15 protein-coding genes, 1 tRNA gene, 1 pseudogene and 1 riboswitch are annotated in these 13,329 nt (G+C 64.4%); of the genes and pseudogenes, 9 read left to right on the top strand and 8 right to left on the bottom strand.

All coding sequences use genetic code 11. The features are described 5' to 3' along the window. The first annotated feature begins 165 nt into the window (after positions 1–165). Positions 166–837 carry a response regulator gene (locus AC4NN3_RS00085; RefSeq protein ID WP_491925107.1) on the top strand — a complete coding sequence of 224 codons (672 nt, stop codon included), beginning with the start codon at positions 166–168 and terminating at the stop codon, positions 835–837. Here AC4NN3_RS00085 and AC4NN3_RS00080 read toward each other — a convergent pair. Further along, entirely contained in the window at positions 834–1,943 is a 1,110-nt protein-coding gene (locus AC4NN3_RS00080; protein WP_491925106.1) for a quinone-dependent dihydroorotate dehydrogenase, read from the bottom strand. The two genes, AC4NN3_RS00085 and AC4NN3_RS00080, sit on opposite strands and share 4 nt — an antisense overlap. Continuing rightward, entirely contained in the window at positions 1,940–2,296 is a 357-nt protein-coding gene (locus AC4NN3_RS00075; protein ID WP_491925105.1) for a DUF952 domain-containing protein, read from the bottom strand. Before AC4NN3_RS00075 ends, AC4NN3_RS00080 begins: the two co-directional genes overlap by 4 nt. Positions 2,297–2,428: 132 nt before the next feature. Here AC4NN3_RS00075 and AC4NN3_RS00070 point away from each other — a divergent pair, with 132 nt between their 5' ends. Genes AC4NN3_RS00070 through AC4NN3_RS00060 form a run of 3 tightly spaced genes read left to right on the top strand, consistent with a single transcriptional unit; the run spans position 2,429 to position 3,854 of the window. Further along, on the top strand, positions 2,429–3,070 hold the full coding sequence (locus tag AC4NN3_RS00070; RefSeq protein ID WP_491925104.1) for a S24 family peptidase: 642 nt from the start codon (positions 2,429–2,431) through the stop codon (positions 3,068–3,070). Next, positions 3,067–3,516, top strand: coding sequence for an aminoglycoside 6'-N-acetyltransferase (gene aac(6'), locus AC4NN3_RS00065; RefSeq protein WP_491925195.1), 450 nt, complete (start codon positions 3,067–3,069; stop codon positions 3,514–3,516). Before AC4NN3_RS00070 ends, aac(6') begins: the two co-directional genes overlap by 4 nt. Next, positions 3,513–3,854: a DUF2087 domain-containing protein gene (locus AC4NN3_RS00060; protein WP_491925103.1), complete on the top strand. Its 342-nt coding sequence runs from the start codon at positions 3,513–3,515 to the stop codon at positions 3,852–3,854. The genes aac(6') and AC4NN3_RS00060 overlap by 4 nt, the downstream gene beginning before the upstream one ends. Here AC4NN3_RS00060 and AC4NN3_RS00055 read toward each other — a convergent pair. Then, positions 3,851–5,497 carry a lysine--tRNA ligase gene (locus AC4NN3_RS00055; protein ID WP_491925102.1) on the bottom strand — a complete coding sequence of 549 codons (1,647 nt, stop codon included), beginning with the start codon at positions 5,495–5,497 and terminating at the stop codon, positions 3,851–3,853. The two genes, AC4NN3_RS00060 and AC4NN3_RS00055, sit on opposite strands and share 4 nt — an antisense overlap. Positions 5,498–5,642: 145 nt before the next feature. Between AC4NN3_RS00055 and AC4NN3_RS00050 the strand changes: the two genes are divergently transcribed. After that, positions 5,643–6,059, top strand: a complete 417-nt coding sequence (locus AC4NN3_RS00050) for a tellurite resistance TerB family protein (RefSeq protein WP_491925101.1) — start codon at positions 5,643–5,645, stop codon at positions 6,057–6,059. Here the strand turns inward: AC4NN3_RS00050 and AC4NN3_RS00045 are convergent. Together AC4NN3_RS00045 and metZ are read right to left on the bottom strand one after the other, a co-directional pair. After that, on the bottom strand, positions 6,053–6,841 hold the full coding sequence (locus AC4NN3_RS00045) for a transporter substrate-binding domain-containing protein (protein WP_491925100.1): 789 nt from the start codon (positions 6,839–6,841) through the stop codon (positions 6,053–6,055). The two genes, AC4NN3_RS00050 and AC4NN3_RS00045, sit on opposite strands and share 7 nt — an antisense overlap. 41 nt (positions 6,842–6,882) lie before the next feature. After that, entirely contained in the window at positions 6,883–8,091 is a 1,209-nt protein-coding gene (gene metZ, locus AC4NN3_RS00040) for an O-succinylhomoserine sulfhydrylase (protein WP_491925099.1), read from the bottom strand. 41 nt (positions 8,092–8,132) lie between these two features. Then, positions 8,133–8,208: riboswitch (SAM riboswitch) on the bottom strand. 75 nt (positions 8,209–8,283) lie between these two features. On the opposite strand from metZ, the gene AC4NN3_RS00035 reads away from it, so the two are divergent. Continuing rightward, the gene (locus tag AC4NN3_RS00035) at positions 8,284–9,396 is read left to right on the top strand and encodes a 2'-deoxycytidine 5'-triphosphate deaminase (protein ID WP_491925098.1); all 1,113 of its coding nucleotides are present in this window, start codon (positions 8,284–8,286) and stop codon (positions 9,394–9,396) included. On the opposite strand, the gene AC4NN3_RS00030 is transcribed toward AC4NN3_RS00035, so the two are convergent. The 3 genes from AC4NN3_RS00030 to AC4NN3_RS00020 all read right to left on the bottom strand — a co-directional run bounded on the left by AC4NN3_RS00030 (position 9,384) and on the right by AC4NN3_RS00020 (position 11,874). Continuing rightward, complete coding sequence (locus AC4NN3_RS00030; RefSeq protein ID WP_491925097.1) at positions 9,384–10,115, bottom strand: ABC transporter ATP-binding protein; 732 nt, start codon at positions 10,113–10,115, stop codon at positions 9,384–9,386. The two genes, AC4NN3_RS00035 and AC4NN3_RS00030, sit on opposite strands and share 13 nt — an antisense overlap. Further along, complete coding sequence (locus tag AC4NN3_RS00025; RefSeq protein WP_491925096.1) at positions 10,094–10,807, bottom strand: ABC transporter permease; 714 nt, start codon at positions 10,805–10,807, stop codon at positions 10,094–10,096. Before AC4NN3_RS00025 ends, AC4NN3_RS00030 begins: the two co-directional genes overlap by 22 nt. An 80-nt stretch (positions 10,808–10,887) precedes the next feature. Continuing rightward, complete coding sequence (locus tag AC4NN3_RS00020; RefSeq protein WP_491925095.1) at positions 10,888–11,874, bottom strand: ABC transporter substrate-binding protein; 987 nt, start codon at positions 11,872–11,874, stop codon at positions 10,888–10,890. A gap of 228 nt (positions 11,875–12,102) precedes the next feature. Here AC4NN3_RS00020 and AC4NN3_RS00015 point away from each other — a divergent pair. The 3 genes and pseudogenes from AC4NN3_RS00015 to AC4NN3_RS00005 all read left to right on the top strand — a co-directional run bounded on the left by AC4NN3_RS00015 (position 12,103) and on the right by AC4NN3_RS00005 (position 13,277). Next, a tRNA-Gly gene (locus AC4NN3_RS00015) sits at positions 12,103–12,176 on the top strand. A 90-nt stretch (positions 12,177–12,266) separates the two neighbouring features. Then, positions 12,267–12,509, top strand: a pseudogene (locus AC4NN3_RS00010) (DUF6538 domain-containing protein); the annotation flags it as partial. 66 nt (positions 12,510–12,575) lie between these two features. Then, positions 12,576–13,277: a site-specific integrase gene (locus AC4NN3_RS00005; protein ID WP_491925197.1), complete on the top strand. Its 702-nt coding sequence runs from the start codon at positions 12,576–12,578 to the stop codon at positions 13,275–13,277. Positions 13,278–13,329: the final 52 nt, after the last annotated feature.

The raw sequence follows: 13,329 nt of genomic DNA, 5'->3' as shown, positions 1-13,329 counted from the left end.
CACGAAGGTATGAGCCTTACTCTTGGTAAAACATGGTAAAGAACCGGTTAAGCATCGGCCCATTAAGCCAACACGATTGCCCAAGAGGGCTGATTTCATCGGGGGTTATGGCTATAGGGTGACGGTGCACCTGAATTGTCTGCGCGCTGGGAGGCTGACGCCAACATGACACGCCGCCGCATCATCATCGTCGATGACCATCCGCTGTTCCGGGCCGCGCTGCGGCAAACGCTGTCGGGGGGTGACGCCACCGTGACGGTCGAGGAGGCCGGAGATCTCGCCGGCCTCAGCGCCGCGCTCGACGCCGATCGCGACTGCGATCTCGTGCTGCTGGACCTCAACATGCCGGGCGTACGCGGCTTTTCGGGCCTGCTGCTGCTGCGCGCGCAATATCCCGACATTCCGGTGATGATCATCTCGGCGGTCGAGGACAGCACCGTGGTACGCCGCGCCTTCGAGCTGGGTGCGGCCGGCTATCTGCACAAATCGGTGGGCCCTACCGAAATCCGCCGCGCCATCGAAACGGTGCTGTCGGGCGAGGTCTTCGTGCCCGAGGGCACCATGCTGAGCGGCGATGACGGCCATACAGCGCTGATGCGGCGCCTGTCGACATTGACGCCGCAGCAGGTGCGGGTGCTGATGATGCTCAGCGACGGGCTGATGAACAAGCAGATCGCCTATGAGCTGACGATCTCGGAAGCCACGGTGAAGGCCCATGTCTCGGCCATCCTGCAGAAGCTCGATGTCGACAGCCGCACCCAGGCGGTGATTGCCGCCGCCCGTATCGAAGACGGTCAGTTCGAGGCGCTGTTTTCCACCGCGCCGGACAAGAGCTAGAGGCTCGCCTTGCCGGCGGCCCAATCGGCCGTCCTGCTGCCGACCAGCTGGGCGATATTGGTCTTGCCCTGGGCCCGTACGGCGGAGACCAGGCCCCGCTTGATGGTATCGAGCAGGTCAAGCCCGCCATAGACCAGGGCCGAATAGAGCTGGACGGCATTAGCCCCGGCTTCGAACTTGGCCAGGGCCGATTGCGGCGAATGAATGCCCCCAACCCCGATGATGGGCAGGTCGCCGACGCGCTGGCGCATCTGGGCGAGCTTGCGGGTCGACAGCTCAAACAGCGGCTTGCCCGAAAGCCCCCCGGTTTCCTCGGCATTGTCCTGCCCGGCGACGCTGTCACGCGTGATGGTGGTGTTGGAGACGATCAATCCGTCCAGGTCAGTGGCCAGCACTACCTTGGCGATAACGTCGAGCGCGGCTTCGTCGAGATCGGGCGCAATCTTGAGAAAGACGGGGACGCGCGTCTTTGCTTTGGCGCGGGCGGCCAGCAGTTCGCCAAGCAGACGGCGCAGGGCTTCGTCGGCCTGCAGATTACGCAGGCCCGGCGTATTGGGCGAGGAGATGTTGGCGGTCAGGTAATCGGCCAGATCGGCAAATTTGCGGACCCCCGCCACATAGTCGGCGACGAAATCCTCGCTGTCCTTGTTGGCGCCGATATTGACGCCGAGCGCCGCCGGGACGCGCAGGCCCTTGAGCCGGGCAAAGGCGGCGTCGTGCCCCTCATTGTTGAAGCCCATGCGGTTGATGACGCCCTGCGCCGCTGGCAGCCGAAACAGCCGTGGCTTGGGATTGCCGGTCTGGGGTCGCGGCGTCACCGTACCGATTTCAACCATGCCAAAGCCCATGCGCGCCAGCGGGCGCGGCACCTCGGCATTCTTGTCGAAGCCGGCCGCCATGCCGACCGGATTGGTCAGATCGAGACCACACAAAGTGGTGCGCAGTTCGGCGCCATCGGCCTGGACCTGCTCCGGCGCCAGGCCCAGGCGCAGGGCGGCAATGGTGGCGCCATGGGCGGTTTCGGCGTCCATCTTGAGCAATGCCTGCTGGGACAGAGCCGACAATGCCGGCAGGCGCAGCAGGGGCGAGAGGGCAGAAAAGATCATCGTACGGCCTCGGGCAAGACACAGGAGCCATCGGCGGCGACGCTGAGCGGGGCCTCCCAGGCGATGGCGGCGATGGGCAGCGGACCGCCATAGAGATGGGGAAACAGCGCCCCGTTGCGCGAGGCCTCCCAGACCAGGGCTTCGCCAAGATCGGCGCTGCGCACGGCCAGCAGCACCAGCCCGGTCTGACCGGCAAAATGCAGGCGCAGGGTTTCGGCCAGCTGGCCGGCGCTGGAAAAATGGATATAGCCGTCCTTTGCGTCGATCGGCATGCCGGCAAAGGTGGCGGTGCCGCGCGCCGGTGCGAAGGCGGCTTCGGTGGCGATCTTGTAGACGAATTGGGTGCTGCTCATGGGCGCGAACCTAAAGGCGCGCGCCGGCGGCGGCAAGCACCACAAGGCGGCTCTTTACAGGGCAAAGAGAGCGGAATATATTTAGGATTAAATTCCACGACTGAGACACAGTTCCTGTTCCGGACCAAAACCATGTTGTCACACCGAGCCATCTGGGACGGCATTGATGCGCTGGCGCGGCGCCATGGCCATTCCGTTTCGGCCCTGGCCAAACTGGCCGGGCTCGACGCCACCGCCTTCAACGTGTCCAAGCGCGTCAGCAAGGATGGACGCGAGCGCTGGCCATCGACCGAGAGCATTTCCAAGGTGCTGGAGGCGACCGGCGAGGGCTTTGACACCTTCCTGGCGGGCAGCGGCGCCTTCATCCAGCTCGGCAGCAATGGCCCGGCCCGCACGGTCCCGCTGCTGGGTCTGGCCCAGGCCGGGCGCGGCGGCTTTTTCGACAGCGCCGGCTTTCCCGCCGGACAGGGCTGGGACGAGGTCGCCCTGCCGGCCGCCGAGCAAAGCGGGATCTATGCGCTTGAGGTGCACGGGGATTCCATGGAGCCGCTCTATCGCGAAGGGGACCGGATCGTGGTGTCGCCCACCGAACAGGTGCGGCGGGGCGACCGGGTCGTGGTCAGGACGCGCGATGGCGAGGTGATGGCCAAGATCCTGGCCCGGCAGACCGGCAGGCAGATCGAGCTGCATTCGCTCAACCCGGCCTATGAGCCGCGCATTTTCGAGCTGAGCGAGATCGAGTGGATCGCCCGCATCATCTGGGCCAGCCAATGAATGTGACAGCAGCCACAGCGACTGATCTGGCCGACTGGGCCAAGCTGAGGCAGGCCCTATGGCCACATCTTGGGCTGCACGGCCACGCCGCAGAAATAGTCCAGATGCTGGACGAGCCGGGCGATTTGGCCAATTTCATCGCCCGAACTGCCGAGGGCACCGCGGTGGGTCTGGCGGAAGCTGCCCTTCGGCACGACTACGTCAATGGCTGCAAGACGAGCCCAGTGGCGTTTCTTGAAGGCATCTATGTGCTTCCCCAGCATCGTCGCGGCGGCACTGCCCGCCTGCTTGTCGCTGCCGTCGAGGATTGGGCGCGGGCCCGGGGATGCAGCGAATTCGCCTCCGATGCAGCCCTGGACAATGTCGATAGCCACCGCATGCACGCCGCCCTGGGATTTGCGGAGACACAGCGGGTCGTCTATTTCCGCAAGGCGTTGCGCGCATGACAGAACCAATCGACCCCAAGCGGATCGACAAGGTGGCGCGGTGCTTTGACGGCGCCGGGCGCCTGCTGCGCTGGCCCGCCAAGCGGGCCGACCAGTTGCTGGTGCTCTGGGTGGTGTGGTCCTATCTGCCTGCGGACGTGCAGATGAGCGAACCCGAGGTCAGTTCGATGCTGCGTGACTGGCACGGTTACGAGGACTATGCGCTGCTGCGCCGCGAGCTGTGCGATCTCGATATGCTGCAGCGCACGCCAAACGGGCGGATCTACCGGCGTGTCGAGCATGACATGCCGGCAGAGGCCGAAGCGCTATTGGCGCGCTTCGGCCCTACCGGCGCCTAGGCCGCCAGCATCTTGCCGGCCAGCGCGTCGGCGATCAACTGGCGGGTATTGTCGATGCCGTAGAGCGCGACGAAGGAGCCGAAGCGGGGGCCGCGTTCCTGCCCGATCAACACCTGGTAGAGCATCTGGAAGAAGTCGCCCGAGACGCCGGGGCCGCCCGCCGGGCTCTTCTTGCTGTGATCCTGGTAGCGCTCGACCTGGCGCGCGACGTCGAGCGCCGCATTCTGGATCGCCTCGTTGTCGGCATGGGCCGGCAGCGTGGCGAAGGCGGCCGACAGGGCCTCGAGCGCGCTGCGCTCGACATCGTCAGGAGCACGATAGGTCTTGGCCACGAAATTGCGGAAATAGCGCATGGCATAGCCGACCAGCGCATCGAGATGCGGATGGGTCTGCGGCGACACGCCCGGCGCATAGGCCGAGATATAGCCCCACATGACTTCGGGCGTTTCCGGGTTGGAGGCCGTGGCCAGATTGAGCAGCAGCGCGAAGGTGACCGGCATGTCGATCTCGGGCACATTGCCGTAATGGACATGGAAGGCCGGGTTTTCCAAGCGCGCGGCGACATCCTGCTTGGCATAGGCCGCGACATGGGCGGCATATTCGTCCACCGCGCGCGGGATGACGTCGAAATGCAGGCGCTTGGCGACGCGCGGCTTCTGGAACATGTAGAGTCCCAGGCTCTCAGCCGGGGCATAGGTCAGCCATTGGTCAATGGTCAGGCCATTGCCCTTGGACTTGGAAATCTTCTGGCCCTCGGAATCGAGGAAGAGCTCATAGACATAGTGTTCGGGTGGATTGCCGCCGAGAATGGCGCAGATCTTGTCGTAGATGGGCGCGTTCGTCTGGTGATCCTTGCCGAACATTTCGAAATCGACGCCCAGAGCGGCCCAGCGCATGCCGAAATCGGGCTTCCACTGCATCTTCACATGGCCGCCGGTGACCGGCACGGTGGTGTCGCGCCCATCCTCATCGGCGAAGGTGATGGTGCCGTCCTTGGCGTTGACTTCCTTCATCGGCACGTAGAGCACGCGGCCCGAGATCGGCGAGATCGGCAGGAAGGGACTGTAGGTGGCCTGACGCTCGGCGCCCAGGCTGGGCAGCATCACCTTCATGATGGCGTCATAGCGCTCGGCGGCCAGGCGCAGCACGGTGTCGAACTTGCCGGACTTGTAGTATTCGGTGGCGCTGGCAAATTCGTAGTCGAAGCCGAAGGTATCGAGGAAACGGCGCAGCATGGCGTTGTTGTGGTCGCCGAAGCTGGCATATTCATTGGTCCAGGGATCGGGCACAGCGCTCAGCGGCTTTTGCAGATGCGGCTCCATGGCCTCGCGCGACGGCACGTTTTCGGGAATCTTGCGCATCCCGTCCATGTCGTCGGAAAAGCAGATCAGCCGCGTCGGCACTGCGTCGCGGGTCAGCAGGCGGAAGGCGGTGCGCACCATGGTGGTGCGCGCCACTTCCCCGAAAGTGCCGATATGGGGCAGGCCCGAAGGGCCATAGCCGGTCTCGAACACGGCTTCGCCCTTGCCGGTTTTTTCCAGGCGCTTCACGAGCTTGCGGGCTTCCTCAAACGGCCAGGCGCGGGCAGTCTGGGCAGCGTCAAAGAACGCAGGGTCGAGAACGGGCAGTGGAACGGGCGACAAAGGGCAAGCCTTTCGAGATGAGGAAGTGCCGGGTTGTGTTGCATCCCGGCGCTGTGGCGTCAACGATTTCAAGGCCGGCGCTGCTTGCCAAGCCTGTCCGAGGCGCCTAGCTATCGCAGGCCGATGTCCCACTCTGGATTGATCAATGCCCAATAGCGCCCATGACGCCCTGATCCACCTGATGATCGTTGCCGCCTCCTCGGACAGCCAGATGACCGAAAAGGAGCTGGTGCGCATCCAGGGACTGATCAGCCGGCTGCCGGTATTCGACGCGTTCGACCCGAGCCGGCTGCGCGCGGTGGCCAATGCCTGCGCCGACACACTCAACGGGCCAGGCGGGCTCGACCAGGTGCTCGACGACGCCATTGCCGCCCTGCCCGTCAAGCTGCAGGACACGGCCTATGCGCTGGCGGTGGATGTGACCTCGGTGGACCTGCATCTCGAGCAGGAAGAACTGCGGTTTCTCGAAATGCTGCGCGACCGGCTCGATCTGGACCGCCTGACCACCGCCGCCATTGAAGTGGCAGCCCGGGCCCGGCACCGGCGGATGCCCGATCAGTAGAACCCGACCGGGAACCAGCGCAGGTAGAGTTCGTCGAGCACGCCATTGTCCTTGAGGCGCACCAGCGCCCAGTCGATGGCGTGGCGCACCGCGTCATGGCCGGCGGGCACGGCAATGGCCAGGCCCTCGCCAAACAAGGCCGGCCGGAAATAGGCGCCGCCGGCAAAGCCGCAGCAGTCCAGATTGTCATTGATCCAGAAGGCGGCCCGCATGCCGTCGCCGAAAAACACGTCGACGTCCTGGGCCTGAAGGGCAGCGAGCCCCTCAAATTCAGTGTCGACGGTCTGCAGTTGCGCCGCCGGCAGATAGCGGCGCATGAAGGCCTCATGGGCACTGCCGCGCCGCACGGCGACGGTCTTGCCTGCCAGCCCATCCGGATTGAAAGCGGCGACATCGGCCTGCCGCGTCACGAAGCGCCCTGGCAGGGCCATATAGGTGGCGGAAAAATCAAACAGCGCGCCATTGGCCTCGGACATTTCGAGCCCGGCGATCAGGGCATCGCCCTGATTGTCCGAGAGGGCATCGGATGCCTGGGCCCAGGGCCAGGCCTGCAGGGTACAGGCGACATTGACTTCCTGGCAGATGGCCTTGGCCAGATCGACATTGAAGCCGATCAGCTCACCGCCAGAATCGCGGAAGTTGAAGGGCGGGAAATCGGCGGTGGTCAGGAAGCGGATGGCCGGCACGGCAACGGCGCCGGGCAGGATTTCGCGCGCCGAGGGGTCGGCGTGATAGGGCAAGGCCTGGGCAAAAGCCGGCCCTGCCGTCGCCAGCAGCAGCATTGCACCTGTCAGACCTGCCAGCCGCACCGCGTCAACCTCCCCTAAAGCTGATCGAGGCCATAGAGCAGGTCGGCCAGCAGGTCGTCGCCCGCTTCGAGCCCCACCGAGAGCCGCAGCAGGCCGGGAGTCACCCCGACTTCCAGCCGGGCCTCTTCGGTGAGCCTTGCATGGGTGGTGGTGCGCGGATGGGTGATCAGCGACTTGGCATCGCCCAGATTGTTGGAAATCAGGATCACCGCCAAAGCGTCGGAGAGCGCAAAGGCCGCCTCCTGGCCACCCTTGACCTCGAGCGCCAGCAATGACGAGCCGCGCGTCATCTGCGCCTTGGCCAGCTCATATTGCGGATGGCTGGGGTGATGCGGATAGATCACCCGGTCCAGCTTGGGATGGCTGGCCAGCGCCTCGGCAATCTGCTCGGCGCTGTCGGTCATCTGCCGGACGCGCAGCGACATGGTCTCGAGCCCCTTGAGCAGGACCCAGGCATTGAACGGGCTCAGCGAGGCGCCGGTCTGGCGCAGGAAGGTATGCAGATCGCCCTCGATCAGCTTCTTGGAGCCCAGCACGATGCCGCCCAGCACCCGGCCCTGGCCATCGATATGCTTGGTGGCCGAATAAGTGACGAGGTCGGCGCCCAGCGCCAAAGGCTTCTGGTAGAGCGCGGTGGCAAAGACATTGTCGACGATCAGCACGGCGCCATGGGCATGGGCGATATCGGCCACGGCCTTGATATCGACCAGTTCAAGCGAGGGATTGGTCGGGGTCTCGATGAAGACCAGCTTGGTATTGGGCTGCATGGCAGCGGCAAAATTGGTCGGGTCGCGGCCATCGACCAGCGTCGTGCTGACGCCATAGCGGGGCATGAAGTCCTCGACGACGAAGCGACAGCCACCAAACAGCGCCCGCGAAGCGACGATGTGGTCGCCGGCCCGGACCTGGCTCATGACGGCATCGGTGACGGCGGCCATGCCGGTGGCAAAGCCGCGCGCCGCTTCGGCGCCCTCAAGCAGCGCCATGCGCGTCTGCAGCACGTCGACCGTGGGGTTGGCGAAGCGGGAATAGTTATGCGCGCCGGGAATCTCGCCCTTGAACAGGCGCTCGGCGTGATCGGAGCTCGGATAGCTGTAGCCGGAATTGAGAAACAACGCCTCGCTGGTTTCGTTGAATTCGGTGCGGTGCGTGCCGCCATGGACCAGCTGGGTTTCCGGGGACCGGCGGGCCGGATCGAGAAGGGGATTGTTGGCTTTGGACATGGGTCACGCTTTCAAACAAAAAACCGGCACGCTGACAGGCGGCCGGTTCCCAAACGGTCTTTAGCAATTTGTTTAAAGTGGCTGCAAGCGACCGGCCAAATCACCACTGGAATGTGATCTAAGGCCAATTGGTTGTTGGCGTCAATTGCAGGGGTTGCTAGAGACAGCCAAAGCACCGGGAACGCGAGAAGCATGGACAAGCAAGAGAGCTGGCCGCAGGGCGTGTTTCCGGCGCGGCTGATCGAGGCGCTGCACCAGCAGGGCGCCATCAGGGCCGATCGCCCCTTCGATGACGATCAGGTGCAGCCGGCGAGCCTCGACCTGCGGTTGGGCGATGTCGCCTTTCGGGTGCGCTCGAGCTTCCTGCCCGGCCCCAGCCATTCGGTGGCCGAGCGCATCGAGGCGCTCAAGCTGCACGAGATCGACCTGACGCGCGGCGCGGTGCTGGAACGCGGCTGCGTCTATCTGGTGCCATTGCAGGAAAGCCTCGAGCTGCCCGGCATGGTCAGCGCCTCAGCCAATCCCAAGAGCTCGACAGGGCGGCTGGACGTCTTCACCCGCGTCATCGGCGACCGCGCCCGGGGCTTTGACCAGATGCCCGCCGGCTATGCGGGCCCGCTCTATCTTGAAATCAGCCCGCGCACCTTTCCCATCCTGGTGCGCACCGGTTCGCGGCTGAGCCAGATGCGCTTCCGCTGTGGCGACAATCGCCTGACCGTGGCCGAGCATCAGGCGCTGCATGCCAGCGACACGCTGGTCTTTGACAATGACGTGCCGGTCGGCGAAGGCGTCGCGCTCTCCATCGACCTCAAGGGCGTGGGTCGCAATGGCCTGGTCGGCTTCCGCTCCAAGCGCCACACCGCGGTGGTCGATGTCGACAAGAAGGCGGCGCTCGACGTGCACGACTTCTGGGAGCCGCTGCACAATCGCGGCCGCGAGGAACTGATCCTCGACCCCGACGAATTCTACATCCTGGTCAGCGACGAGGCGGTGCATGTACCGCCCACGCATGCGGCCGAAATGATGCCGTTCGATCCGCTGGTGGGTGAGTTCCGCGTGCATTATGCCGGGTTCTTCGACCCCGGCTTCGGCCATTCCCCCGCCGGCGGCACCGGCAGCCGCGCCGTGCTCGAAGTGCGCAGCCGCGAGGTGCCTTTCCTGCTCGGCCATGGCCAGACCATTGGCCGGCTGATCTATGAGCGGCTGGCGGAAAAGCCCGACCGGCTCTACGGCTCGGCGCTGGGCTCGAACTATCAGGCGCAGACCCTCAAGCTCTCCAAGCACTTCAAACCCTATATCGAATAGGCCGGGCTCGCTGCCTCCAGCTGTGCCCGGTAGTCGGCCAGGATCGTCGCGTCGCGCTGCGCCGGCGGCACCGACAGGGCGATATCGGCGACAATGCGCGCTGGCCGGCCGTTCAGCACCACGGCACGGTCGGCCAGCCGGGCGGCGTCTTCGGGCAGATGGGTGACGATCAGCACCGTGGGCCGGGTTTGTGCAACGAGCTGGGTGAATACCTGCTGCATCTCGCCCACCAGCGCGCGGTCCAGCGAGACGAAGGGCTCATCGAGCAGCAGCAGGCCGGCATTGACCGCGAAGGCGCGCGCCAGCGCCACGCGCCGCTGCATGCCGCCCGAAAGCTGATGCGGATAGAGCGCGCCGGCACCGTTCAGCCCGACCTGTGCCAAGGCCGTTTCAGCCATGGCAGGGGTGATGGCGGGCGCCACGGCCCGGATATTGTCCGCGGCGCTCAGCCAGGGCAGCAGGCGCGGATCCTGGAACACGAAGCCGGGCGGCGGCGCGAGATGAGCTGGTACGCCATCAATGGTGATCGTGCCGGCATAGTCACGATCGATGCCGGCGAGCAGGCGCAAGATGGTGGACTTGCCGACGCCCGAGGGACCCACCAAAGCCACCACGCTGGACGGCGCCAGGGTCAGCTGCAGGTTGTCCAGCAACGGCAGAGCGGCGCCGGGGAAGCGCTTGGCCGCGATAACGAGACTTACGCCTGGACCGGACGCCATTGCAGAGCCCTCCGTTCCAGCGGTCGCAGCAGGCCATATTCGAAGGCCAGCACGACCAGAATGAAGGCCGCCGTATAGGCCAGGATGCCGGTGATGTCGAAGAACTGGAACTGCACCGCAATGCGGTAGCCGACGCCGCCATCGCTGCCCAGGACCTCGAACACGAGAACGATCTTCCAGATCAGCGACAGGCCGGTGCGGGCGGCGGCCAGCACGAAGGGCAGCAGTTGCGGCGCGAAGATCAGCCGCAGGCGCCGCCAGGCCGAGAGGCGGAATACGGCGGCCAGTTCGTCGTAGTCGCGGGCAAAGCTGCGCGCGCCCTCGCGCGTGATGGAGATCACCAGCGGCAGCTTGTTTATGGTGACCGCCAGGATCAGCGCCAGATCGGTCAGGCCGAGCCAGATATAAAGCACAATGGCGACGACAATGGCCGGCAGGTTGAGCCCGACCAGCAGCCAGCCGGAAAACAGCTGATCAACCCAGCGCACGCGGCCAAAGGCAATGCCGAGCGCCGTGCCCAGGACCATGGCGGCGACAAAGGCAGTGGAGGCGCGCAGCAGGGTGCGGCCGAGATCGACCAGCAGGGGGCCGGTGCTCGCGGCGTCCCACATTTCGGCGGCCACCGCGAGCGGGCCGGGAAACAGGCGATGGGCAAAGAGCAGCGCCAGGACCTGCCACAGGATCAGCAGCAAAGGCAGCGACAGGACGCTCAGCGCCGCGCCGGGGCGACGCCCCTGCCCGCCTGGACCCGATGCTGGGAAGGCTGTCGGTTCTATTTGCTGTAGCCTTGCCAAAACGTGCCCGGGGCCAGGGTCTGGGTCTCGCCGACCAGTTCGCTGCCGCCGAATTCGGCCATGAGGGCAAAGGCGTGCTGGGCAGCCTCGATCTGGTCCGGCCGGTAGTGGCTGACAATGCCGGCGCGGTAGTCGTCGCGCAACTGGATGAAGAGGGCATCGTCATCGGCGGCACCCATCAGGTCGCGCAGCGACTCCCAGGCGGTGTCGTCGGTCAATAGCAGCGCCTTGGCCGCAAAAGAGGCGTCGAGAAAGGCCGTCAGCGCCGGCGCCTTGCCGGTGGCGGTGGCCTCGGCAAAGGTCCATCCCAGCAGCGGCGGCTGCTCGGGCACGCCCAGGGCGGTCAGCATGTCGGCCACCGAGAGCAGTTCGGTGAGGCCGGCAGCCTTGGCGCGGGCGTTGAAATGCCAGAAATTGAGCCCGGCCGCGACCCGACCGTCGAGCAGCAGTTCGTTGACCAGCGGCGGCGCCCCATAATTGACGGTGACGTCATTGACGAGGTTCGCCCCGGTCAGCTTGTGGTAATAGGCCTGCAGCACGACCCAGCTCTTGTCGACCGGGCCACCGGCCACGGCGATGGTGGCGCCCTTGAGGCCTTCGACACGGGCAATGGCGCTGTCGGGCGCCAGCATCAGCCCGCCCACGGCGAGCGAATGGGGCACCATGGCGACCAGATTGCCGGTATGGCGCTGGATCGAGACCCAGACGAAATCGGAGAGGATCACGTCCACCGCACCAGCCTGCAGCGCGATCTGGCCGGCGCGGCTATCGGCCAGCGGGCGAACCTGCAGCTCAAAGCCATGCTCGGCGTCGAGGCCGAGCCGCTTGATGGTGTCGATTTCCCACTGCACCGTACCGCTTTCCTGCACGCCGATGGTCAGGATTGGCAGCGCGGCAGGTTGGGCCAAGGCGGGGGAGACCAAGAGCGCCAAAGCGGGCAGCAGAAAGCGGATAAGTCGGCGCACGGCATTCTCCAGGGCTGGCTACGCGACACTGATCGGGGGATCAGCGGCCGGTCGCAGCGGCGCGTCCGCTATAGCAAGAAAATCTGCCGTCCGGCGACGGGCCAGACGAAATAATCCCCGTTCTGCGGGCGCCTGGGGCGCCGATGCGGGAAAGGCGACCACCTTGCGCTGCCGCGCCGTCACTATGTCTTGACGCCTGCGCCGATTTCCAGCATCTATTCGCCCGATGCGGGTGTAGCTCAATGGTAGAGCTTTTGCTTCCCAAGCAAGTGACGAGGGTTCGATTCCCTTCACCCGCTCCACCCCCTCTGATTACTGTTTATCCAACCATATGAATCCGCAAGCGAATTGCCGATGTCAAGGAAGCTTGCGTTGGTTTCGCGCTCTTGCCCGTGCTACAACCTGTGCTACAAAGTGTGCACTTAGTTGTGGAGGATCGGCTTTTGGGGCGTCGTGTAGACCTTGATCGGTATCTGAAGCGCAGGGGCTATAGTTGGACTTACAACCGTAGGGTTCCCGCGCCGCTACTGGGCCTTGACGATCGCGGTCCTGTTGTTCGCCAAGCACTCGGGACAAGAGATTTAGCGATCGCGCGGAAAGCCAGGGACCTGTTAGAGGCCGCTGACGACGAGCGGTGGGGTGCTCTAATGGCTGGCACGGCGGGGGACGATACAACATCCCGATACAATGACGCTGTACGATTGGCAGCAGCCTTGGGCTACGGCTATCGGCCTGCAGCCGAGATCGCTAGCAATGCATCTTGGGCGGAGTTGGCCAGTCGCATGGAACGAGTTTTGCCACAAGCCACCTCCAGTCCAGTGATACAAGCGGTGCTTGGGACAGTTGAAGCGCCTGCAGCACGCTTCGCAGATGCGCTTAAGGTTTACAATGACGAGATTTTCCGCGCTGAACTGGCTAAGAAGTCGCCACAGCAGCTGCGTAAGTGGCGCGTAATACCGGAAAGGGCAATTCGAAATTTTGCGGAGGTCGTGGGCGACAAGCCGCTTGAAGAAATTTCCAGGGCCGACGCTGTGTCCTTCTATAGGTATTGGCTTGAGAAAGTTTCTCCGAATGCGTCCAGTGCCGAGCGCTGGAGCGCTTCTTCCGGAAATCGGCAGATTGGGGAATTGCGGAAGCTTTACCGAGAGTACTTTGACCATGTTCACGATCAACCCGACAAGCCGAACCCGTTTCGAGGACTAAGCTTCAAAGAAGGTACAAAGAACAAACGACCGGCTTTCTCCGACAACTGGATTCAGACGCATTTCTGCACTAACGGTCGGTTGGATGGTCTGAACACTGAAGCAAAAGCAATTCTACTGGCGATGGTAGAAACTGGTGCCCGCCCAAGCGAACTTTGCAACTTGAACGAAGAAGCTATTCGACTTGATGAAGATATATGAGCTGCTGCCGGTTCGGTGGACACTCGGTTAGGCTAACTTAGCTTGCTCTTCG

The sequence above is a fragment of the Devosia sp. MDV22-iso42 genome (genome assembly GCF_058629155.1).
The sequence above is the reverse complement of the archived record's forward strand: the minus strand, read 5'-3'. Positions and strand labels throughout refer to the sequence as shown.